Origin of the sequence: Chryseobacterium sp. C3 (genome assembly GCF_014218905.1) — a bacterium.
Lineage (GTDB): Bacteria > Bacteroidota > Bacteroidia > Flavobacteriales > Weeksellaceae > Chryseobacterium > Chryseobacterium mucoviscidosis.
Genome location: NZ_JACLCU010000015.1, coordinates 1 through 25,072, shown reverse-complemented (window position 1 = coordinate 25,072; position 25,072 = coordinate 1). Strand labels below are relative to the sequence as shown.

Below are 25,072 nucleotides of genomic sequence, written 5' to 3'. Positions count from 1 at the left end.
TTAGTGACCACCGCCTTTTGTGATTTTGTCAAGATCAATTCCCTGAGATTTCAAAATTCCGCTTACTCTTATTGCATAGAAAGCAAGATAAGCAAAACAGATTACTCCTACAATATAACTGAAGTGAATATTCGTCATATCGGCAACATACCCCTGAATAAAGCTTACAATTCCTCCTCCCATAATCATCATGATCAGGAATCCGGAACCCTGGTTGGTGTGTTTTCCAAGACCGTTGATCGCAAGAGCAAAAATACAAGGCCAAAGCGTAGAACAGAATAAACCTACACTGGTGAAGGCATATACAGAAACCATTCCTTTTGTAAACATACCAATCAGTAAAGCGGTAATACCTGCAACCGAAAAGATCAAAAGCATTCTTGCAGGATTTCCTTTACTCATAATATCGCAGATAATCATTGCAATAATAATCAATCCGTAAACATAGAAATGAGACAGATCGTGCTTTGCAATGGCATTTACCAGTAAGAATACTCCAAATGCAAGATAAGGAGCTAAAAATCTTAAGATTTTTTTGAAACCTGCACTTACGTCAAAAGCTTCAACGGCACCAGTCCATCGGCCAATCATTAAAGAAGCCCAGTATAAAGAGATATAAGGTGCTACATCTTTTGTTTCGAAACCTAAACTTTTTTCCATATACGCAGGAAGATTAGATGCTGTGGAAACTTCTACACCTACATACACGAAAATTGCGATCATCCCTAAAATTAGCTGAGGATATTCAAAAGCTGATTTTCTGTGATCTCCTTTTATAAGATCCTCTTTACTTTCTTCAGTATTGGTAGGCGTTACCGCCGGCAGAGAAGAAAATTTAAGCATAATTGCAACTAAAACGAACGCAACCCCAAGAATAAGATAAGGAACTTTTACACTTTCAACACTTACATCATTATTCGCTGCTGCTGCAGATCCGAAGATCGCAAAAGAAACAATAAGGGGCCCGATTGTGGTTCCGAGATTATTGATTCCTCCTGCCATTGTTAATCTCTGAGAACCTGTTTCCGAAGGTCCTACTTCAATCGCTAAAGGATTGGCTACAATCTGTTGCAATGAAAAGCCCAGTCCCACGATAAATAACCCGGAGATCATCAAAGGGAAAGAATGCATATTCGCAGCCGGATAGAACAGTAAAGTTCCTGCTGCAGAAATAAGAAGCCCGACAATAAGCCCGTTTTTGTAACCTATCTTATTCACCAGATCCTGCTTTAATCCCGCAGAGACCAGCATATAAATCAAAGAGCCCACTGTATATGCCACATAGAAGCATATCTGTACAAGCATACTTTCGGTTTGAGATAAATTAAAGGCTTTTTGAAAAACCGGGATCAAAATGTCATTACTTGCCGCCACAAATCCCCAGAAAAAAAATACAGTAACCAATGGGATAAATTGTCCCCAATTGGTTTGTTTAGAATAATTTGACATATTTGTTGAAAATTTCTGAAAACAAATATATATTATTTCTATTAATTATAGTGTTTTAACAGAGTTTTTTTTATTGTCTCAAAAGCGGACGATTTAAGGTCTTTCGGTGATTCTGAAGGAGTTAAAATTCCGTTGAAATAAACTTTTGCTTTAGCGGGATAACCTTTGGAATTGTCAAACGGGAAAATTTCCTTTAATCCGATGAAAGTAAAGACCACAATAGGAGAGTTGTGTTTCGAAGAAAGCGTAAATGCACCGTCTTTAAATTCATCCAGAATAATAGAGGTATCATCCGGAACACCGCCTTCAGGGAAAATAACAATGCTGTTTCCTTCTTCCATTTTTTCGGCGCATCTCCGGTAAACATCTGCGCGGCTTCTCGCGCTTTTACGGTCTACCATTACACAGATCCTTTTATATATGGTTCCGAAGATCGGAATTTTTACCAGTTCTTTTTTTCCTACGAAACAAATAGGATGATCTGCACACAAAATACACATCAGCATAATATCCATAATCGATGTGTGGTTAGATATGAAAACGTACTGTTGGTTTTTGTCTAATTTCTGATCAGAAAGCTTCGTAAGATCGTACCGCAGACCCATCCCGAAAAAAATGCAGTAGCTCCACCATCGTACAAACCGGTAAGCATATTTATAATGGTTTTTATTGAATGATAAAATGTAAACCGGAATTCCGAAAAGGATGGTGAAGACAAATGCTAAAATCAGCATCCAGAATCTCCAGAGGTAATTTAAAACTTTCGTCACAGCCTATCCGTTAAAGATTACTTTTTTCTTGATGGAATAATTTAAAACCGAAACCAGAAGAATAGCCGCAATTTTACTGATCATTTCCGGACTCAGCGTATAAATAATCAAATCTATATTATCCTTAAATATATAGCTGTAAAAAATCTGGAAAAAACCGAGACTTAATAAGGTTGAAATAAATGAAACCATCATAAAATACGCAAATTCTTTTCTTTTGGAATGTTTTCCTCTTTCGAAAACAAACCAGATGCTCAGGAAATAATTGGTGATGATTCCGCAGCTTGTCGAAAAAATATTACTCAGCGGATAATGGATTCCGTGGAAATTGGTTTCGCGCGGAAAGAACTGAGGAAGGGAAGTGCTGAAGAGTTTAAAACTCCCGATTTCCACAACCGCACTGAGTCCTCCTGCAATGATGAAGAACAAAACCTGTTTCTGACGTAGTATTAAATCTCTCATCCGATTTTTATGATATGCAAATTTATAATTATATGTTAAACCGATAAAAAAAGATGTTAAATATTTTTTTAGATTCAAAATTATTTCTAAATTTAATTTTCAGAATGATGTAAACCTGACCTGATAATAAATTCATTTTCAACTATTTGTGTTGATGGTTTTTTCTATCTTGTAATGCGTGATTAGAAGCATACGATCAAAAATTTTTACGACCACATTTTAATAATATTTGTATGAAACGTCAAAACAAATACAGAAAATTCCAGCTTCAGCAGCAAAATATTGAAGCTCTAGAAAGAGAAAATTCACGCTTCAAACGTGTCTATTCCGAGTATGAAAATATGTCCAATGAACTTTGGAATCTTGAAAATGCAACAGACGAACCTGTTCCCGATGACTTCATCAACGCGATGATTCTTCAGACCTCTTATCTGGAAGATGAAATTGAAGACTGGCTGATTCAGTTTAACGATAAAAAGACCACAGACATAAAACAATAACAATGCATCTGAAAAAAAAATACTAAAAGAGAGCTTTACGAAATTAGTGGGCTCTCTTTTATTATTTCAGTTAGTATTCGCAATGTCATGTTGAGCCTGTCGAAGCATCACAAACCTACTTACTTTTCAATGCCTCAATCTCTGCTTTTAGATCCTTGATCTGTTGTTCGTAAACTTCAATTAATTTTTTTGAAATCTCAGAATATTCGTAATAAATATTATCATTGTCGACAGCTTGATAACCCGTTCCATTTTCACGTATTTCCTGGTTAAAATTTTTTTGCGAATCAGTTTCCAGCAAATCATTCAATGGAGTTTCCAAGATCTTAGAAATATCCACAAGCCTTTCAACGGTTAGTTTTGTCTCTCCGGTTTCTATTTTACGGTAGGCTGAAGCGCTCAGATCCAGATCATGAGCCATGTTCTCATAAGAGAAACCTTTTTTACTGCGGATCTCCGCTATTTTTTTGATAATCTTTTCCATATTAGTACTGATCTTTTTCGTAAAAGTAATAATTTTTCCGTAAAAGTGAGTTGTACATCAAGGTATTTATTTTAATATTGCAAAAAAAATATTAAATCAAAACACGATGAAAAAAACTAATTTTTTGCTGTTAATAGCATTTGTATTTTTCCTGATGAGCTGTAGAAACGAATTGGATACAATACAGGAAAATGAAAAATTCAAAACGGAAGCTAAATTCTCTCTGCTCAGAAAAGAGCAGGTAAATCAGCAGGTAAATCTTCTCTCAAAGCTTTCGGAAATTGAATCTAAAGGATTTAAAACAAATAATATTATTGGGAAATCTGTTCAGGATTCTGTTCTTGAAGGAGCAATTATCAATACCGACGAGGTGCTTTTAGCAGAAAGAGGAGAAAAAAAGACCTACACATTTCCTGTATACAGAACAAATTCTGATAAAATTGAAAATCTGGTACTTAAAGAAAATGCAGATAAAACTTACTCCGGATTTCTTATACAATATGCTTTAACAAAACAAGAAAGGGATCTTTTTATTTCCGGACACGATGTGGATATTAAGTCGAAAATAAAAATTTTTAATATTGATAAGCTTAATTTAAGTTCGAGAATTCAAACCGATGTTGTAGGATGTTATGAGATTACATGGGAAACAGGAACCTGCTCCAGTAGCTATCATCATGAGTATGGAGACAATACTTGTACACTCACAGGCGATAATGCGGCTCCCAAGCCTACAATTATTGCCATAAAAGATATCTGTTCCAATTACAGCAATCAGACAGACGGTCCAAATACCAATCCTAACATCCCGAATGATGGAAGTTCCGGCTCTTACGATACAGCTCCGTATATAGGAAGCGAGGCAGAATTGATAGAAATGAATAGAGTATTCAGATTAAAGCTCAGTGCTGCACATCTTTCATGGTATGATGCTCATACCGTATTAGGAATAGATCTTGCGAAGCTGTATAATGAAGATAGCTCTGTCCCTCATCTGAATTTCTTGAAATCACTTATTGATTACATGAAAACATCAAATAACACAGGAGATACTTTTTTATATGCTACTATTATAAATTTTTTAAAGCAGGAAGGGAGTTATCAGGAAAATTGGACGCTGATAAGTAATATATTAGCCGAGCATAATCCCGGGTTAGGTATTGCCGTTTTAAACTTTCTTATTCAAAATCCTGATACGACTTTGGTACAATTTCAGCCTTTTTATAATTTTTTTAAATCATTTCTTGCAAATAATCCAAATGCAAATAATTATTTTTCACAAAATCCTTATGATTTAGAAAAAATAAAATTTGAAGCAATTAATTATAATAATGCAAATCAAGTAAAAATGGCAAATGCTCTTGCTCCAATATTTACGGAACTATTAATAGCAGAGCAAAATAATGCAGTAAGCCAGATCAACATTCAGAATCCTGCATGGAAGTTTGCAAAAGATTATATGATTTATCTTATTAAAGAAAATACACCGGAAGCCATAAAATATGGAAGAATAATATATGAGCATTCTAATAAGTATTTTAAAACTCACCCTAATGCGCTCCAGAAAATAAACGAGTTCATAGAATTTATGAAGGTAAATGTAATGGCAGAAGTTCCTATAGAGCAAAACCCTCATTATATGAAATGGACAGATATTTTACTGTGTTGGTTATTTGAAATAGGAGATTTTCCTGTGAATGATTCTGCAGGATATGGAAATTTACCGACTCTAGGTTTTGCAGGTTCAGATTATACAATTAGTGGGCAGCCTACTCCGTATGTTATTCCTATGAGATATTTATCTGCACATAATGTGAAAAATGGAGTTGCAGATCCTACGTCAGTATCAGGTTTAAGAAATCAATCAATACAGAAGATAAAGCAAGGTGATTTATCACCTACTGACGGTGAATGGGTTTTTGGTTCAAGTGCTACTGTTGATACTATTGTGAAACTTGATGGAATGCAATTTTGTATTGGTTCTTATCATACAAATGTTTATGTTACAGCGTTAGGTGGGAATCAATATAAGCTTACATTTGTCATTAAAAACAAAACGGGTTGGACGTCAGGAACAAGAGGACTGAACGATTATAATGGAGATCCTACCGATGATAGTGTAATCCCCGATCAGCCAAGAGGAACAGGTGTACATTTGGGAGGAACTATTGCCGAAACATTTGGTTGGTACGAAATAATAACTGTAAATTAGAAATTATGAAAACAATATTTTCATTTATGATAATTCTTTCTTTATTATCTTGTCAAGATGGTCCTAAGGCGGCATTTAATGAGGAGTTTTTAAGTGCAAACCCCCAAAATGAACTTTCTTTTAAAAAATTGATTGGAGAATATAAATTAGATAAGGATTCTAAAAAAAGATATGGAATTACTGATTCTATAAGTTATTATCTTGATATTAAAGATAATGAAATAATTACAAATAAATTTATTAATACTAAAACTAGAGAGATAGAAGATGGCTTAAAAAAAAATATATATTATGTGAATAACTATAAGGAAAAATCGCCATCAATTTTTATAGGAGTTAGAAATCATGAAAAAGATAATTTTTATTCTGATATAGCTATATATTATCGTAAAAAAGATAGCCTATTAGCGTTATATATTTATACTCCTCCATTAAAAGGACAAGAACATGGGGATTATTTAAGATATATAAAGGTGAAATAATAAAAAAACGTACAAATTTTCTACATAAATTATAATTAGAAATACTATGAAAAATATATTTTTAGTTCTACTACTTTCAAGTAATTATTTATTGTCTCAAAAAACATTTTTTAATGATAAGAATGAAATGATTACCCAAAAAGAATTTGATATGTGGCAAGAGAAACAAGGAAATTTTAAAGCTTATAACGATTCTCTACAATTTGCAAAAATTGTAAAAACGAGATTAAAAAAAGGGAAAATAGAAACGGATAAAATAATATCAGATCTTCAGAAATCATTAAAAATAAGTATTAACAAAAATAATCCTACAGTTATTATTTATTATCCAGGAAAAGATCCTTGCAATTCATCAGGCATAGCAACCCAAGAAGAAAGAAGTTTAGCTTACAAAATGACGGAAAAATTAGTTAATGAGATTACTACTTCTAAAGTTTTATATTTATATAAAAATAATGAAGGTCTAGAAAATATGACAAAAGTAAAATGGCAGAAAGATCCCCAAGGTTTGATTGAAAATATATTTTTTAATTATCATTATCCATGTTCCAGTTATGTTATACTATATAAAGGTAGTTATAGAAGTTATTTTGGCGAATTTCCAATAGAGTTTCTTTTAAGTGATTTAAGAAAGATTTTAAAATATTAAAAGCAAGTGAATAAAAAAAAATATTCTAATAATAACATTTTTACTTACTTTATTATTTTCTTTTCAAAGTAAGGCACAAATCTTCAAAGAGCCTTATTACTTTATTGGTCCAGATGAAATGCATGTATATAAAAGTTCTAATGATACATTATATACATCAACCGCATTTTCTTTGCAGCAACTTCAACCAAGAAATATAGAAATCATTATAAAATTTGGGATGTAAAGGAAAACACATCCGATATGGTAATTATGAAGGTGGAAAGCCTTGATAGTATTCCATTAACAACAGAGCCATATCCTGATGACAGATTTAGAATATTTGTTTATAAAAAGAATGGTAATAAAGAGCTTACTATTATTAATAATATCAGTCATTTAACGAAGCAAAAAATGACAGATTACAACACAGATACAATTCAATCAAAAACCAGTATAGGAATGAAGCTATATAGCTTAACTTATATGAAAGAATTGTTAACGCTGAAAAAAGTTGTCACTAAAAAAGATGTTGATAAAATCAACGAGGAACTTAATGATCCTAAGTATCTAACTTTTTTAGAAGACTACAAAAAAGAAATTAAATTGTTTGATCCGTATGCTTCTATTTTAACGGCGAATTTAATTAATACAGCGTGTTTTGAATCTTGGATATAATCCAATCGGTGCAAGTTTCTCTATGAATATTATTAACTCCAATAAAAAGGCTAAAGAAAAAGAGAAAATAATCAATGAATTTTATAGACGATTAAATCCATAAAAATAAAACCGCAGAACATCCCTGAGGTTTTATAAATAAAAATTAAAAAAAGTTACGAGCATATTATATTTTTAATTTTGGTTGTTATCGCATTAAGAAGAATACTGGGTGTTGCCTTTATGTTCATCAGACTAAATCTTTCATCAGCATAAAGATGGTCGTCATTTTTGTAAAAGATTACTTTAAATGAAATAAACCATTAGTTCATTAGGATGCAACTAATAAAAAAAAATGAAAAATTTCGCACTAAATTTCTTTAAACTAATAGGGATTATGTTTATCTCTATTAGTTTGAAAAATACCCTTCAAATATTTTTAGGAACATTAACTAATTATTCTGAAGTCACAAAGCCATATAGATTAGTAAATATAAATAATAGAATTACTTTTGATACAAAAATTAGCCATTTAAAACTAATATTTTTGTATGATTTTATATTATTTGCATCAATTGCATATTTCTGGCTATTTTTAATATTATATCTTTTGGTAAAGAAATTTGGAAATAAATTATGGATACACTTTTCATATACAATATTGATTTATATCTTTACTATAACTTATTTTGACCCATTTAATTATAATATAATATTCATATTTATCACTATAATTTTAGGATATGCAAATTGGTATTTATTTAAGAAATGGATTGACTTTACCTTATGAAAAAAATAACAAAAATATTCATTTTAATTACTTTGTTTTTTGCTTATCAAAAAGCATTTTCTCAAAATACTAATTACCCTAAAGAAATAAGTTTCTTTGCATATAATCTACCAATCGACGGAATAGATTGGTATGTGCCTATTAAATATAATATCACAAAAGAATTTATAGATTTAAAGATTCGAAAAGACAATAAAGACGAGTTATATATTCGATTTAAAATAATTGAAACTTTAAAATGTGATTTTAAAAACATGTACGATTGTGATATGAAGTATAAAGTATTGACGTATGATGAAGAAACAGATTCTTATCAAGAAAAAAAATCAGAGATAGAGTTTAAATTTTCAGAAGGAAAAGGAAAAATCTATATACGGCATCCCAATTTCCCTGAAATAATTAGTGATGCAACATCAATAGACAAGAAATAATTGTAGATTCGACGGTCAACTTTCAAAAGAATTACTTAAAAAGGAAGAACCAATAAAATAAGCTCATTAGGATGCAAATAAAAGAAATACTAAAAGTTACTTTATTAACTATTTTAGTGGTATCATGGGTGGTAATTTGTAATATGAATTTTATTGTAATAAGGAGTTTGATAGATCTTTTTATGAGTGTTTATTGGCTTTTTTATATTCTAATAACGTATTTCTTTATATATATTTTTTTTTATTTAATGATTATTTTTTATTTATTTAAAAATAAAATTATTAGACTTAATTATATTTTTGTACTTTTTTTTACAATTGCCTTTTATTTATCAGCAGAGTTTTTTACTGCGAAAAATGAAAGAATTGATAGTATTATTAGATCAATTCTGATCATTTTGGGCTGTTCAGGTTTTATTTACTATTTTTTTAAAAAATGGATTTATGAAGAGAAATAGACTTCTATTTGTATCATTATTTCTTCTGCTTATGCCATTAATTTTAAAAAGCCAAGGGTTGGCTGTTTTTAATCAGGATATATTATAGGGATATAAAGATAGAATGGATAATATTATTATAAAGCCTCAATATCAATTTGCGAAAAAATTTGTGGATAATTATGCTGTCGTTTATAAAAATGATTCTGCAGGAATTATAGATAAAAAAATAATGTAATCATTCCCTTTAAATACAATCTAATTCAATACATAGAAAATGATCATTTTTTGTTTGGATATCATACAAAATATTTTGGAGAATATAATATGGGAATAATAGATAAAAATTTAAAAATAATAATTCCAGAAAGCTTTTATTATATACCAAAAAATAAAAACCTCTATAAGGTTACTAAAAATGTCGACACAATTTTAAAGTCAAACGATTCAGGAGATTTGCGATCAGTAAAAAGTTTGTATGGTCTATTCAATCTTGATGGTAAAGAAATTATTCCATGTATATATGATCAAATAACCTATTTAAATGAAAATTTAATTGTTGTAGAAAAAAATAATTTATTTGCATTGTTCAATTACAACGGTATCCAAATAACCGATTTTATCTATATGGTTTTTGGAGATTTTCATGATGGTCTAGCAAAGGCTAGCAAAGGCAATAAATTTGGATTTATTAATGAATTAGGTGAAATTGTAATTCCTATTAAATATGATTATTGCGAGGAATTTATCAATGGCTTATCAGTTGTTACAATAAATAAAAAATGGCTGGTTATAAATACAAAAGGAAAAGTAGTAATACAGCCAAACGATTCATACGAAGAAGTTACAAAACATCTTAATAATATGAATTGAAAATTATCTATAAATTAATAAGCCGCAGGAAATTTTCTGCGGTTTTATAAATAATAAATTACAAAAAGTTATGAGCATAGTATTTTTACTTTTGGTTGTTGTAGCATTAATAATAATACTGGGGTCGCCTTTTTCTTTTCGTCAATGTTAGCAATTTCCATTCGGGCATTTGTAATAGGAAATAAATCTCTTGGTTACTTTTTCCTTGGGCTATTTTTGCTATCCGTGTTAATTTTGGTCTATATAATGATGAATTAAGCAATGATGTAATATTAAATTATGGAGATATATGGTAAAGTCTTTCTCTACTTCTTGATGAAAATACTTTTTATACAATAGAATCTTAAGCTACATTACAGAGTTGTGAGACTAACTCTTTTGTCAATCTAAAAATGATCAATTGAAATATTATTGTCATTTTTGTAAAAGATTATCTCAAGATAAAAAACCAATAACTGCATTAGGATGTCATTAAAATTATATTTAGTAATTAATTCTTTTATTTTCGTAACAGTAGTATTACTATTTTCACTACTAATAAGTATCAACCATATTTGTAGAAATATATCTACATACGAATATGAAGATTTTTTCTAAATTTACTTCAGTTAAAAAGCACATCTATGTCAAAAAATGAAAACGGGCATGCAAAAAACATTGCAAATGCCAATCTATTGTGTTCGCACATCGCAGATTTAGGAGCAAAATACAATCCTAGCAATCCAAAACTATCATTAGCAAATCTTCAGACCCTTTACAATTCCGCTTTTGCAAGTCAGGAAGCTGTAAACAATTCTGTAGCACCATACTCTTTGGCGGTAGACGATCGTGAGAAGCTTTTTGCTCCCATAGGGAAGAAAATTACAAAGCTTCGCAAAATGTATAAAGCGACGGAAGGAGTTACGCAGGCTCAGCTGGAAGATTTTATGACTATTGCCAGAAAACTGAAAGGAGTAAGAAAAGTAAAACCTATAGCTACTACAAATACGGAAGAGGAGCAGAAGCAAAATTCCGTTTCACAGATGGGATACGATTTCAGAACCAATAATTACGACCAGTTGATCTCGCTTCTTCAGAACACTCCAAACTACAATCCCAACGAAGCAGAATATAAGGTAATAACTTTACAGCAGGAGAAAAGCCAGATGCTACAGGCAACACAGGCAGTTGCAGATGCATTTATCCCTCTGAATGCAGCCAGAAGTTTAAGGAATAGTACAGTTTACAATTCGGAAGATAACCTTATAGATATATTCAATAGAGCCAAAGACTATCTCTTTACTATTTTAGAAAGCAACTCTCCCGAGTACAAAGCAATCTCAAGAATAAAATTCAAAAAACGTTAAAAACAAAAGAGCTTATACATTTGTATAGGCTCTTTTTACTTAAAAATTTAATTTGTTTTTCGAGGCATTTAAAATTTTCTTTTCAGTTCACCACTCTGTTTGTCATCCCGTAGGGATCTAAGCAGTCTATTAGAAATTTTAGAAAAAATCTCCAACAAAAACAATTTATAGATCCATAGACTCTGTTTGTCATCCTGAATAGAATTTTGCGAAGCATTATGAAATGAAGAATCTTTATTAATTAGATATTGTATATTTCCGTTCAGTTGAGGTCATTCACCTTTCTAAAAATATCAAAGATATTTCTTAATAGCTCTTAACACCTTAATGATCTTAATGGCTTAAAATAAATATCATATAAGATAATTTCTAAAATATAAAAAAAACCTCCATTATATATAAAACTTTGTCAAAAGTAAATGATGTATTGTCTAAAATGGATAAAGCTTCGTCCGAAATAGATGAGACATTGTTCAAAGTATTTATTGCCTTGTCTAAAATATATATAATGTTGTCCAAAGTATATAAAGCTTTGTCCGGAATATATAAGACATTGTCCGGAGTATTTATTGACTCGTCTGAAATATATAAGAGATCGTCTAAGTTACATAAAGCAATTTCCCCCATATTTTTTGCCCTGTACAAAATATTAAATACCTTCTCACAACACAAATAACACATATGTCATGTTCAGAATCCGTCATCTTACAAGATAAATTCATAATTTAGCATCCTTAAACTAAAATGTAAAATATGGTTGCTATTGTTGATAGTGGTTCTACAAAATCCGACTGGGTAATTTTGGACGATTTTAAAAAGGTCTTCCTGAAAACAGAAACCATTGGCTTCAACCCAAACTTCATCAACAAAGAACTTATTGTTCCTGAAATTGAAAAAAATACAAGCCTTACTTCCGTTAAAAATTCGATTAAGAAAATCTTTTTTTATGGTTCAGGATGTGGTGTTCAGCAAAATTGTGATATCATCATAGAAGAGTTGGGTAAAGTATTCATCGGTGCAGAAATTATTGTTAAAGAGGATCTCACAGCAGCAGCTTATGCTGCTTACAGAGGAAAGCCTGCCATTGTCTGTATTTTGGGAACTGGTTCCAATTCTTGCTATTTTAACGGAGAAACCATTAAGATCCAGTTGCCTTCTCTCGGATTTCTTGTAGGAGACGAAGGAAGCGGAAGCGCAATCGGAAAACAACTGGTAAGAAGATTCTTTATGCAGAAACTTCCCGCAGATCTCTCATCAGAGTTTGAAGAAACGTATAAGCTGACTGTGGAGGAAGCATTGAAAAACATGTATCACACTCCAAGACCGAATGCGTACTTAGCAGATTTCAACAAATTTGTGGTTGAAAGAAAAGATCATCCTTATTTACAGAAAATGGTGCATGATGAAATGCTTAATTTTTTCGATTATCAGGTGCTTCCCTATGTAGAAGCCAAAGATGCCGAGATCAATTTCATCGGATCAATAGCCTATTATTACGAAGATGTTTTACGTTCTGCAGCGGCAGAGCTTAATCTTAATGTGGGACAGATTGTTCAGAAGCCTATCGAAAGTCTCGTAAGCTACCACATACAATATATACTATAATTAAATAACAAAATTCATTATATGTCAAGTAAAACCCACCGCGACGAAAAGAACTTTAATCAGGCGGCTTTAGATTATCATAAAGGCGAACCTAAAGGTAAAATCGAAGTGATCCCTTCAAAACCACACTCATCTCAGAGAGATTTGTCTTTGGCGTATTCTCCGGGGGTTGCAGTTCCTTGTATGGAAATCCACGATAAGCCCGAAACGGTGTACGATTATACAGGAAAAGGAAATCTGGTAGCTGTTATTTCAAACGGTACCGCAGTTTTAGGTTTGGGAGATATCGGTGCAGAAGCTTCGAAGCCGGTAATGGAAGGGAAAGGTCTTTTGTTCAAAATTTTTGCGGACATTAACGTTTTCGATATTGAAATCAACGAAAAGGATCCGGATAAATTCATAGAAATTGTAAAAGGTATTGCTCCTACTTTTGGAGGAATCAATCTGGAAGATATTAAAGCTCCGGAAGCATTTTATATCGAACAGAGACTCAAAGAAGAACTGGATATTCCTTTGATGCACGACGATCAGCACGGAACGGCGATCATTTCTGCAGCAGCATTAATCAACTCTCTTCAGATTGCCAATAAAAAGATTGAAGAAGTGAAAATGGTGGTGAACGGAGCAGGAGCAGCAGCCATTGCGTGTACCAATCTTTATATTTCTCTTGGTTTGAAAAGAGAAAATGTATTGATGTGCGACAGTAAAGGAGTGATTAACCACAAAAGAGAAAACCTTACTCCGGAAAAAATCGATTTTGTTGCTCAGACGGACATCGAAACATTGGAAGATGCCGTAAAAGGTTCAGACGTTTTCGTCGGATTATCAAAAGGAAATGTAATGACGCCGGAAATGTTGCTGAGCATGAATGAAAATCCTATCGTTTTTGCATTGGCAAATCCGGATCCGGAAATTGCGTACAATGTAGCCCTTGAAACCCGCAAAGATGTCATCATGGCAACAGGAAGAAGTGATTATCCTAATCAGGTTAATAACGTTCTCGGTTTCCCTTATATTTTCCGCGGAGCATTAGACGTTCAGGCAAAAGGAATTAATGAAGCAATGAAACTGGCGGCTGTTCATGCCATTGCAGATCTGGCAAAAGAGCCTGTTCCGGAGGCGGTAATTTTAGCGTATAACATTCAGAATCTGCAGTTCGGAAGAGAATATTTTATTCCAAAACCATTTGATAACCGTTTAATTACAAAAGTATCCAGTGCGGTAGCAAAAGCTGCTGTAGAAAGCGGAATTGCCAGAAAGACAATCACCGATTTCGAAGAATACGAAAACAGCCTTCTCGACAGAATGGGAAGAGACGAGAAGCTGGTAAGAATGATGCAGAACCGTGCAAAAGCCAATCCGAAAAGAATTACTTTAGGAAATGCGGAAGAATACAACGTTCTGAAAGCGGCACAGATTCTATATGAAGAAGGAATTGCCTATCCGAGTCTTTTAGGAAATAAAAAATACATCAAGGAGCAGATGGAACATTTCGGGATCAATCTTGATATTCCGATTATTGATCCAAGCGACGACGATCAGAAAGAAAACAGAAAAAAATACAGAGAAACGCTTTGGAAGCTTCGCCAGAGAAAGGGAATGAACGAATACAAAGCAAAAAGATTCGTTCGCCAGAGAGATTATTTCGGTCCTTTAATGCTGAAACATGGCGATACAGACGGATTAATTGTTGGTTTCTCTAAAAATTATACCTCCGTTCTTAGACCAGTTTTAGAAGTAATTGAAAAAGATAAAGGAGTCGATAAAGTAGCGGCAATGATGATGATTTTGTCTGAAAAGAAACCAATTTTCTTCGCAGATACCTCCATCAATCAGAATCCTACAGCGGAAGACTTGGTAAATATTGCTAAAATGGCAGAGTTTACAGTAAAATCTTTTGCCATCGAACCGAGAATCGCCATGCTTGGATTTGAAAACTTCGCAGCCATCTCCGAAACTTCAAAAAAAGTAGCTAAAGCGGTAAGCATCCTTCACGAAAAATATCCGAAAATGATCGTGGACGGAGAAATTCAGCCGGATTTTGCGATGAATTCAGATCACTTAAGCGATTATCCATTCTCAAAATTAGGAACAACGCCTGCCAATACATTCATTTTCCCGAATCTTGAAAGTGCGAATTTATCCTACAAGATCATCAGAGGAATGAAAGTAGCACAGGTAATCGGACCAATTTTGATGGGACTGAAACAGCCGGTTCACGTTTTACAGATGCGTTCAAGCGTAGATGAGATTGTAAACCTTGCAACCATTGCCGTTCTGGATGCCCAGAGAAGAGAGAAAAAAGAGAAGAAATAATAAAAAAATCTGTTCTTAAGATAGAAAGCAGTACACAAAATAACGGTGTACTGCTTTTTTTTTGCGTCCTAATTTCACAATTTTGTGATATTAGGACAGGTGAATTTGTATTTTGAAAATCTTTTTAAATGCCTATGAATACTAACTTTTCTAGGGGTAAAATAAATTGTAAAATACATTTTCAGAATTAATTATTTAAATATCTGTTCAACAGGTAGATAAATTAAATACTTTAGGAGAACCAAAAATTACATTATGAAAAATTTCAAAAAACTTTCAAGAGAAAATTTAAGACAGATTGCAGGAGGCGGACCCGGAGGAAAGCCATTGCAGTCTCCGGACGGAGGATATTACTGCCTTCCTTCTCAGGGACAGTTATGTTTGGTAGGATGTACACCCACCTGCGTAAACGGAGCCTGCAACATCAGCATGTGTCTGGATATAAATCCGGTGTAGATTTTTGTAAAATTAAAGTAAGAAAGTGAAACCTGTCCATTTGGATGGGTTTCGTTTTTTTTGAGAAATTATTGCATTTACAGTTAAAAATTAAGTTAAAAATCATTCGCGCGTGAAATGAAAACATAACTTAGTTTAAATTACTATATTTGGGAGTTATAAAAATTAATAATGATATTTTCACTTCAAGGCATTGTTCAGGAACTTACGCCTACTTACGCAGTAATCAACGTACAAGGAGTTGGTTACTATGTAGGTATCAGTTTAATGACCTCACAAACCCTCACAACCAATAAAGAAACTTTTCTTTTTATTCAGCAGATCATCAGGGAAGACGCTCATTTGCTATTCGGATTTAACACTCGTTCAGAGAAAGATATGTTCAATCTGTTAATAAGCGTTAATGGAGTAGGAGCCGTTTCAGCACTTATTTTACTGTCTACTTTAAGTCTTGATGAGATCGCTTCGGCAATCCTCTCAAAAAACAGCGCACTCATTCAGAAAGCCAAAGGAATCGGGGCAAAAACAGCCGAAAGAATCATCGTGGATCTTAAGGATAAAGTACAGAAATTCAGCAATCCCGAAGAAAACATTTCCACGTTTGCAAATAATAAAATCAAGGAAGAATCGTTATCTGCATTAGAAGTTTTGGGCATTCCTAAGCGAATGAGCGAGAAACTTGCGGATAAAATCATGAAGCAGGATCCTAATATTTCAGTAGAAGAGTTGGTAAAACAAATTTTAAAAAACATTTAACATTTGGTGGCGAATAATAAATATTTCAATATAATTCTGTTCCTGTCGTTTTTGCTTGTGTCTACACTTACATTTGCACAAAGGCGACCTGCAGCAAAGGTAAGCGATACCGCAATTATCAAAAAAGATTATCAGTTGGCAGATCCTACACAGTATGAAGCCTACTACGATATAAAAACAGGAATGTATTTCGTATATCCTAAAGTAGGAAATACCATAACAGGACAGCCGACTGCGATGTCTCCGGAAGATTACAAAGAGTTCATGATGGAAGCGCAGACGAAAGCTTACTATAAGGAAAAATCAGACCGTTACAGTCTGATGTTCCGGAAAGATAAAAGCGATGCGGCTAGAAAAGGTTTAATTCCTTCATTACAGATCAACAACAGGCTTTTCGAAACCATTTTCGGAAGCAATAAAATCGAAATCATTCCTTCCGGGTATGCTTCTTTCGATTTAGCCGGATTGTATCAGAAGATTGATAATCCACTGATCTTACCGCAAAACAGAAAGAGTTTTACGTTCGATATCGACCAGAGAATTCAGCTTGGTTTATTGGGGAAAGTAGGAGAAAACCTTCAGTTAAAAGCCAATTATGACACCCAGAGCGGTTTCGCATTTGAGAACAGAATGAATCTCGTCTGGCAGGCAAAAGGAAGCTGGAAAGATCTTCAGCAGAAAGGTTTGCAGGATGTAGATAAGCCAAGTGCAGGAGGAGAGGACAAAATCATCAAAAGAGTAGAATTCGGTAACGTTAATATGCCGCTTTCCACCAGTCTCATCCGTGGTTCACAGTCTTTATTCGGGGTTAAAACAGAATTTCAGTTAGGTAAAACCTTCGGAACAGTCGTGCTTTCCCAACAACAGGGTGAAGCAAGGAATATTACGGTTCAGGGGGGCGGTGTCATGAATACATTTAAATTAAATGCAATTGATTACGAAGATAACCAACACTACTTTTTAGGACATTATTTCTTAGATAAATATGACGGCGCTTTATTAAATTATCCTCAGATCAATTCGAAGATCAGCATTACAAGACTGGAAGTCTGGGTTCTGGATCAGGGGAACAGCAACTTACAGTACCAGAAAAGTATTGTCGGAATCAGAGATTTGGGGGATGCTTCCGGAGCTCTTCCCGATAATAACCAGCCGGGTTTCAACCTGTATTCCACGATTAACGGATTACCTGGGTTAAGAGATGCGAGTACTGCATACAATGCCATCAAAGGGCAGAACCTTCCTGTTGCGACAGGAACAACAGAAGTTTATCAGGATGGTGAACACTTTATCTTCAATAAAAAAGCAAGAAGATTAAATACCAACGAATATACCTTACAACCGCAGTTAGGTTACATTTCATTAAACCAGAAACTGAACGATAATCAGCTTTTGGCGGTTTCCTTTTCCTACACGGTGAACGGAAGCAATCAGGTGTACAAAGTCGGGGAATTCTCTGAGGAAAGTACGGTTTTAATGGCGAAACTTCTGAAGCCGAATACAACGGTAAAAACAACTTCGCCGATGTGGAATCTGATGATGAAAAACATCTATTCTCTGGATGCGGGACAGGTTAATCAGGACGGATTCATCCTGAACGTGTTATATAGAGATCCACCATCCGGAGGTAAAGTAAATTATCTTCCGGTTGCCAATAATCCACAGGTAAGCAATGTTCCTTTGATCAAATTATTAAACTGGGACAGACTGAACGCCAACGGAGATTTACAGAACAACGGAACTTCAACGGGAGACGGTATTTTCGACTTTGTTAACGGAATTACCATACGTCCGGAGACAGGAAGAGTGATCTTTACTAAAGTTCAGCCATTTGGAAGCTATATCCAGAATGTCATCGGAAGTAACGATCCACAGTACGTGTTCTCGGATCTGTACAGTCAGCAGAAACAGGTTGCTACATCCAGCAATCTTGCACAGCGTTATACCATTGAAGGTCGTTACAAAGGCGTTCAGGGACAGGGAATTTCTCTGGGAGCAGTTAATGTTCCTCAAGGTTCCGTAAAAGTTTCTGCAAACGGAGTTCAGCTTACGGAAGGGATAGACTATACCGTAGATTATATGTTGGGAACCGTTACCATCATCAATGAGCAGGTAAAACAATCCGGACAGGCAATTAATATTTCACTGGAAAACCAGTTAACATTCAATACCCAGAGAAAGAGATTCATGGGATTGAATTTAGAAAGAAGATTCAATGAAAACTTTATCTTGGGAGGAACCGTTGTAAACTATTCCGAATCACCGCTTACTCAAAAAGTAAACTATGGTCAGGAAGCTGTTAATAACACAATGGCAGGAATCAATTTGATGTACAACAATCAGCTTCCGTTCCTTACGAGATTAACAGATAAAATACCTTTGGTAAATACAGAAGCACCATCCAATCTGAATTTCAAAATGGAGGCAGCGTATTTACTTCCCGGTTTAAATAAAGGAATCAACGATCAGTCTTATATTGATGATTTTGAACAGACCACTTCAAAAATTACTTTAAAAGAACCTACAGCGTGGAGCTTAGCTTCAAAGCCGGAAAAAAATCAATCTGATTTGGTATTTCAAGGAGCTGGAAAAAATAACGACATAACAGAAGGCTATGGAAGAGGTTTGTTGTCATGGTATAACATCGATCCGAGATTTTACGGTGTAGGAGGAAAGGCTCCGACAGGAATCACGCCGCAGTCAGTTTCCAATCACGCTTCAAGAAGGGTTCAGTTCTCAGAAATTTTTAACAACAGAGATTTCGTAGCAGGAGAACAAACGTATACCAATACTTTTGATATTTCGTATTATCCGGCAGAAAAGGGACCTTACAACTCCAATCCGGCTACAGAAACAACCGCACAGAGATGGGCGGGAATCATGAGACCGATCAGCGTTTCCAATTTCGTGAATTCAAACATCGAATATGTTGAATTCTGGATGATGGATCCTTATGCGGACGGAAATACTTTAGGCACGAATCCAAAACTTTTACTGCATTTAGGAAACGTTTCGGAAGATATTCTGAAAGACGGACAGATGCAGTACGAAAACGGATTGCCAACGCCTTCAGCTCCGTCTACTACTACGGCTTCAAACTGGGGAACACAGCCAAAGCAGCCACCGATTCTTTATGCATTCTCAAGTGAAGGAGCAGACAGAACCGCTCAGGATTTGGGGTATGACGGTTTAAGTTCGGATCAGGAAGCGGCATTGTTCGGAAATACATTCATCAATCCGGTTACCAATGTTTCCGATCCTGCAGTAGATGATTTTGTATTCTATATGTCTGAAAAATTCACCGGAACTCAGGCGTCATCTTTGGTACAGCGATACAAGTATTTCAGAAATCCGGAAGAAAACTCTCAGAGCAACTCTTTAGAAGTGGCTTCACAGACTCCGGATGCAGAAGATATCAATAAAGATTACAACTTAGATCAGACAGAAAGCTACAACCAGTATGAGGTAAGCTTAACTCCGGGAAGCCTTAATTTAGGACAGAATAACATCGTAGACGTTAAAACAGTTCAGGCATCATTCCAGAATGGGCAGACTTCTCAGGTAAAATGGTATTTGTTCAGAATTCCGGTTTCCCAGTACGTAAATACGGCAGGAGATCATGATGCTTCTATTTTGAATAATGTCAGATTTGCAAGATTATTATTAACAGGTTTCGATCAGACTTCAACGTTAAGATTCGGAACCATGGATTTGGTGAGATCAGACTGGAGAAAATATCCTAAAAATATTGCAAATACAGGAAATTCAGGAGCTACGGATGAAGGGACAACCACTACAAATAACGATAACTTCGAAGTGGGAAGTGTAAATATTGAAGAAAATGCACTGAATCAGCCGCCTTATGTTTTGCCTCCGGGAATCGACAGACAGATTTTAAGTGGTAATGCAGGTGCACAAAGACAGAATGAAGCTTCTTTATATTTAAAAGCGACATCCCTTGCTCCATCTGAAGCAAGAGGGGTATTTAAAAATACCTCTCTGGATATGAGAAGATACAAAAAATTAAAACTTTTTGTACACGCTCAGGATCCTGGTAAAAGAGTATTCGGTTTTAATAAAGAAACCAAATTCTTCATCCGTTTAGGTAGTGATGCCACAGATAACTATTATGAATATGAATCTTCACTCTTCGTTACACCATCTACCGCTACAACACCTATGGAAATCTGGCCGATGGAAAATGATGTGGATTTAAATATTCAGGATTTTGTTGATGCTAAAATAAGAAGAGATAAAAATCACCCGACGCAAATTGTGCAAAGATTAAAAGATGAGGTTTTTGATCCGGGGAATACTTTTAAAAGTCTTTACATCAAAGGTCGACCAAGTTTAGGAAACATCACAACCATTATGATAGGTATCAGAAACGGTTTTGATAGGGGAGTTTCTACAGCTGTATCAATCGACAGAATTCTTTGGGTAAACGAAATCCGTCTCTCTGAAATAGAAAATGACGGAGGGTATGCAGGAAATGCGAGCTTAAACTTCAATCTGGGAGATTTTGCAACCGTAAACACTAGTGCTTCTTATACTTCAGTAGGATTTGGAAATATTGATTCTAAACCTGCCGAAAGAAACCAGTCGACTCAGTCTGCATTCAGCATCAATACCGCAGTAAATGTAGATAAATTTTTACCTGAAAAAACAGGAGTTAAAATTCCGGTAAACTATTCTTATTCGCAGACCATTGAAGATCCGAAGTACAATCCTCTGGATACGGATGTTGAGTTTAAGAAAGCAGCAAACAAAGAGCAGCTTAAAAAAGTAGCAAGAACTTATACACAGCAAAGAAGCATCGGTGTTGTGAATATGCATAAAGAAAGAATGAATCCGAACAGGAAACCTAAGTTCTACGATATCGAAAACGTATCGGTAACGGCGGTTTACAACGACGATTATTATAGAGATATTTATACCAAGAAAAATTACAGACAGTATCTGAGAGGGTATGTAGATTACAACTACACCTTCAAACCTTGGGTAATCCGTCCGTTCAATAAAATGATCAGCGATACGGCGAAGTCTACGAAATATCTGAGATGGATAAAAGAATTTAACTTTAATCCTGTTCCTACAAGATTCTCTTTCAGAACAGAAATCGACAGAAATTACAACGAGTTGCAGTTTAGAAATATTGATGCCATCCTTACAGGAAACTATGGTGATGACTTTGCAGCGATTAAAAACAGAAACTTCTATTTCGGATGGCAGTACGGTTTAGGATTTAATTTTACCAAATCTTTAAAACTGGAAATTAACTCGGCAACCAGAACATTGAATGACAATGTAGACGTTAATACAATGGACAACAGTTCTATTTTCGGAAATGTATTAAGAGCGGGTAGACCTGTACTATATAACCACAGAGTTCAGTTGAACTATAAATTACCGTTCCAGTATCTGCCATATCTCGATTTCATCGATGCGGAATTAGGATACGGATTTACCTACAACTGGAATGCAAGATCTACAGTGTTACTGGCAAGTCCGGACGGAAGCTTAGGTTCAATCGGTCAGAATACAAATGTCATTCAGGCAACCGGAACGGCAGATTTCACCAAGTTCTTTGGACAGTTTAAGTATTTCAAAAATATTTCGGCAAAATTGCAGAAACGTAAACAGGAAATAGATTCCTTAAACAATGCATATACGCAGCAGTGGGAGAAAAACAGATATGCTTATAAAAGATATAAGTTTAAAAACAGACTGACTCCGCTTCAGAGCATGGCGTATTTATTAACATCCATGAAGCAGTTAGATATCAATTATTCTGAAAACAACGGAACAGTGCTTCCGGGATTATTATCGGCTCCGAACTGGTATGGTTACGGACAGACTTTGGGAGGTCCAACCATCGGATTCCTTTTCGGATCTCAGGCAGACATCAGAAGAACGGTTATGGAAAACGGATGGGTAAGTGATTCCGAATTTATGACAGATCCTTATGTACGAATGTCGACACGCGAGCTGCGGGCTAATTTGCAGGTTATGCCGATGAACGATCTCAGAATAGACATCAGCGCACTGCATAATTACAACCGAAACTTTACCCATACAGGATTTAATTACAGAGATCCGAATACCGGAGTTGCCAATCCGAACTATACATTTGCGAATGATTTGGTAACCTACTCCAACTCGGTGGTCTTGTTGAAGACGGCATTTAAAGACGGAGCGGCAATTTATCAGGCAATAAGACAGAATGCACAGGCTTTATCTCAGCAGAAGCAGGGCGCTTTAGAGCCAAATGGATTCAAAGACGGTTATGGAATTTCAAATGCCTATATTTTGATTCCTGCATTCAGAGCTGCGGTGGAAGGAAAAACAGTAAAAGAAATGACCAACCCTAAAAAAGCAGGACTTCCGATTCCAAACTGGAAGATCACTTACTCAGGGTTGAGAAATATCCCGATCATCAACGGACAGTTCTCCAAGTTTGATCTTTTACATTCTTATCAGGCGACTTATACAGCCACAGGAATTCAGTCCAGTATCGATTATTTCAACAGTCTTAATGCTTACGATGCAACGCAGAGAGATATTAATGACGATTATATCAATCCGTTCACTTTTGCTCAGGTAGGTTACGTAGAAAACTTCTCACCTTTGATCGGAGTAGACATGACGATGAGAAACAATATTCAGTTGGGTATTCAGTACAACAGATTAAGAACATTGTTACTCGGATTGGTAAACCATACCTTAACAGAAGATTCAAACAGCGAATATGTAGTGAGAGTAGGATACATCATCCGAAACTTCAGATTAGGAATGACGAATGTGAGAGGGCGAGGAAAAGCAAAAGGAAGTGACCTGAACATCAGAGGAGATTTCTCTCTGAGAGACAGCAAGACGAGCATCACTAACATTTTACTGGATGATTCTCAGGTTACAGGAGGTCAGAGATTGATGAACATTAAAGTTTCAGCAGATTATAATGTATCACAGAACCTTAATCTTAGAGTATTCTATGAGCAGATGACTTCTAAATATAAAATCTCAACAGCCTTCCCGCTGTCAACAATCAGAGCAGGTATTTCTGCCACGTTTACATTCGGAGACTCAGGCGGTTTCTAATTAGAACGAAAATAAATTTAAATGTCCCTCAGTTTTTGAGGGACATTTTTTATATCCGATATTTGAACCTTCTGGAATTTTGAATACATTTGTACAAATAAAAAATTAAAAATGAACACACCATCAGAATTAAAGTACACGAAAGATCACGAATGGATCAAGATTGAAGGAAATGTTGCTACAATCGGTATTACAGACTTCGCACAGGGAGAGCTGGGAGATATCGTTTATGTAGATGTAGACACTGTAGATGATGATCTTGAAGGAGGTGCCGTTTTCGGAAGTGTAGAAGCTGTAAAAACAGTTTCAGATCTATTCTTGCCAATCTCAGGAAAAGTGATCGAATTCAACTCAGAATTGGAAGACCAGCCTGAATTGTTAAATTCAGATCCTTATGGAAACGGATGGATCATCAAATTAGAAGTTGCTGAAGGTGCAGATCATTCAGAATTACTTTCTGCGGAAGAATATCAGGCAATCATTGGATAAGATTTCAAAAATATTCAGTAAGATATTGCCCATTTATTGGGCATTTCTTACTTATATGCTTCTCAGACCGGGAGAAGAAAACCATGAGTATTGGTTCATGTTCAGCGGAATTGACAAGATTTTACATCTAAGCATCTTTGCAGCATTAGGTTTCTTTTTTATTGCTGCATTTCCAAAAATCCGTTTTTACTATTTCATCCAGATCATTCTGCTGTATGCATTTCTTACCGAGATCCTTCAGGAAGAAATGGGATTGGGAAGATCAATGGAAACCTTAGATATCGTTGCCGATACTGTAGGCTGTCTCATCGGATACTATATATATAAGTTCTTAGAAAAGCGATTTCTTTAATTTCGAGAAATATTTCCTTTATTATTATGGTCAAAAAACGACTATTAAATCTCAGGAAATATCACGGTTGTTTTAAAATCCGTCTACACCTATACTTTTCCTCCTTTTTATAAGAAGCTATTTCCCGCTATCCACTGTATCTTTTGGGTTACGGGCTACGCTTCGCTTCGCCCGCAACCCAAAAGGATGTCGTTCCTATCGGGGCTAAGAATTTCGTAAGCCTAATTGAAATACCGACAAACCTTTCATTTGTAGGTGCCTCAAGAGATTCTCTTATACTGGATTTTTAAATACATATATAATAAAGAAAAGAGACGATCTCAAAAGTCAATACCTCACTTTTTAAATATACTTTTCCTATTTAACTCTTTTTCCCCACAAACTCCTTTCTCTCCAACACTTCCTCAAACCCTCCATTTTCCCATTCAATCCAATAGAATTTTTCTTCAGAACTCAATATTTCCGTCTTTTTCCATGAT

General features: G+C 34.8%; 19 protein-coding genes and 1 pseudogene. 16 read left to right on the top strand and 4 right to left on the bottom strand.

All coding sequences use genetic code 11. The annotated features are described in order from the left end of the window. The 3 genes from H6W53_RS20910 to H6W53_RS20900 are packed head-to-tail and all read right to left on the bottom strand — an operon-like array spanning window position 1 to window position 2,681. Window positions 1-1,449 carry a sugar MFS transporter gene (locus H6W53_RS20910; protein ID WP_116099768.1) on the bottom strand — a complete coding sequence of 483 codons (1,449 nt, stop codon included), beginning with the start codon at window positions 1,447-1,449 and terminating at the stop codon, window positions 1-3. A 41-nt stretch (window positions 1,450-1,490) separates the two neighbouring features. After that, complete coding sequence (locus H6W53_RS20905) at window positions 1,491-2,219, bottom strand: lysophospholipid acyltransferase family protein (RefSeq protein WP_317169765.1); 729 nt, start codon at window positions 2,217-2,219, stop codon at window positions 1,491-1,493. A gap of 3 nt (window positions 2,220-2,222) precedes the next feature. Further along, window positions 2,223-2,681, bottom strand: coding sequence for a GtrA family protein (locus H6W53_RS20900; protein WP_076395241.1), 459 nt, complete (start codon window positions 2,679-2,681; stop codon window positions 2,223-2,225). Between the two features lie 233 nt (window positions 2,682-2,914). Here H6W53_RS20900 and H6W53_RS20895 point away from each other — a divergent pair, with 233 nt between their 5' ends. After that, complete coding sequence (locus H6W53_RS20895; protein ID WP_087710611.1) at window positions 2,915-3,181, top strand: hypothetical protein; 267 nt, start codon at window positions 2,915-2,917, stop codon at window positions 3,179-3,181. Window positions 3,182-3,296: 115 nt separating this feature from the next. Here the strand turns inward: H6W53_RS20895 and H6W53_RS20890 are convergent, their stop codons facing one another. Beyond that, entirely contained in the window at window positions 3,297-3,665 is a 369-nt protein-coding gene (locus H6W53_RS20890) for a helix-turn-helix domain-containing protein (protein ID WP_185209503.1), read from the bottom strand. Between the two features lie 106 nt (window positions 3,666-3,771). Here H6W53_RS20890 and H6W53_RS20885 point away from each other — a divergent pair, with 106 nt between their 5' ends. From H6W53_RS20885 to H6W53_RS20820, 15 genes and pseudogenes are all read left to right on the top strand, one after another. Then, window positions 3,772-5,877 carry a hypothetical protein gene (locus H6W53_RS20885; protein WP_185209501.1) on the top strand — a complete coding sequence of 702 codons (2,106 nt, stop codon included), beginning with the start codon at window positions 3,772-3,774 and terminating at the stop codon, window positions 5,875-5,877. A gap of 5 nt (window positions 5,878-5,882) precedes the next feature. Then, window positions 5,883-6,359 (top strand): hypothetical protein, encoded by a 477-nt coding sequence (locus H6W53_RS20880; protein WP_185209499.1) that lies wholly within the window; start codon window positions 5,883-5,885, stop codon window positions 6,357-6,359. A 46-nt stretch (window positions 6,360-6,405) separates the two neighbouring features. Then, window positions 6,406-7,008 carry a hypothetical protein gene (locus tag H6W53_RS20875; protein WP_185209497.1) on the top strand — a complete coding sequence of 201 codons (603 nt, stop codon included), beginning with the start codon at window positions 6,406-6,408 and terminating at the stop codon, window positions 7,006-7,008. A 243-nt stretch (window positions 7,009-7,251) separates the two neighbouring features. Next, the gene (locus tag H6W53_RS20870) at window positions 7,252-7,665 is read left to right on the top strand and encodes a hypothetical protein (RefSeq protein WP_185209495.1); all 414 of its coding nucleotides are present in this window, start codon (window positions 7,252-7,254) and stop codon (window positions 7,663-7,665) included. A 765-nt stretch (window positions 7,666-8,430) separates the two neighbouring features. After that, window positions 8,431-8,865, top strand: coding sequence for a hypothetical protein (locus H6W53_RS20865; protein ID WP_185209493.1), 435 nt, complete (start codon window positions 8,431-8,433; stop codon window positions 8,863-8,865). A 558-nt stretch (window positions 8,866-9,423) separates the two neighbouring features. Next, a pseudogene (locus tag H6W53_RS21740) lies at window positions 9,424-9,540 on the top strand (WG repeat-containing protein); the annotation flags it as partial. Window positions 9,541-9,629: 89 nt separating this feature from the next. Further along, window positions 9,630-10,175 (top strand): WG repeat-containing protein, encoded by a 546-nt coding sequence (locus H6W53_RS20860; protein WP_185209491.1) that lies wholly within the window; start codon window positions 9,630-9,632, stop codon window positions 10,173-10,175. A gap of 623 nt (window positions 10,176-10,798) precedes the next feature. After that, a complete protein-coding gene (locus H6W53_RS20855; protein WP_185209489.1) occupies window positions 10,799-11,521 on the top strand; it encodes a hypothetical protein in 723 nt (240 codons plus the stop codon). 753 nt (window positions 11,522-12,274) lie between these two features. Then, a complete protein-coding gene (locus H6W53_RS20850) occupies window positions 12,275-13,126 on the top strand; it encodes an ATPase (protein WP_185209487.1) in 852 nt (283 codons plus the stop codon). Window positions 13,127-13,147: 21 nt separating this feature from the next. Continuing rightward, on the top strand, window positions 13,148-15,442 hold the full coding sequence (locus H6W53_RS20845) for an NADP-dependent malic enzyme (protein WP_185209485.1): 2,295 nt from the start codon (window positions 13,148-13,150) through the stop codon (window positions 15,440-15,442). 255 nt (window positions 15,443-15,697) lie between these two features. Further along, the gene (locus H6W53_RS20840) at window positions 15,698-15,898 is read left to right on the top strand and encodes a bacteriocin-like protein (protein ID WP_087710599.1); all 201 of its coding nucleotides are present in this window, start codon (window positions 15,698-15,700) and stop codon (window positions 15,896-15,898) included. A 171-nt stretch (window positions 15,899-16,069) separates the two neighbouring features. Continuing rightward, window positions 16,070-16,654, top strand: a complete 585-nt coding sequence (gene ruvA / locus H6W53_RS20835; protein WP_076395252.1) for a Holliday junction branch migration protein RuvA — start codon at window positions 16,070-16,072, stop codon at window positions 16,652-16,654. A gap of 6 nt (window positions 16,655-16,660) precedes the next feature. Beyond that, the gene (gene sprA / locus H6W53_RS20830; RefSeq protein ID WP_410500865.1) at window positions 16,661-23,752 is read left to right on the top strand and encodes a cell surface protein SprA; all 7,092 of its coding nucleotides are present in this window, start codon (window positions 16,661-16,663) and stop codon (window positions 23,750-23,752) included. A gap of 111 nt (window positions 23,753-23,863) precedes the next feature. Next, window positions 23,864-24,241, top strand: coding sequence for a glycine cleavage system protein GcvH (gene gcvH, locus H6W53_RS20825; RefSeq protein ID WP_076395258.1), 378 nt, complete (start codon window positions 23,864-23,866; stop codon window positions 24,239-24,241). Beyond that, on the top strand, window positions 24,234-24,593 hold the full coding sequence (locus H6W53_RS20820; RefSeq protein ID WP_076395260.1) for a VanZ family protein: 360 nt from the start codon (window positions 24,234-24,236) through the stop codon (window positions 24,591-24,593). The genes gcvH and H6W53_RS20820 overlap by 8 nt, the downstream gene beginning before the upstream one ends. Window positions 24,594-25,072 lie beyond the last annotated feature (479 nt).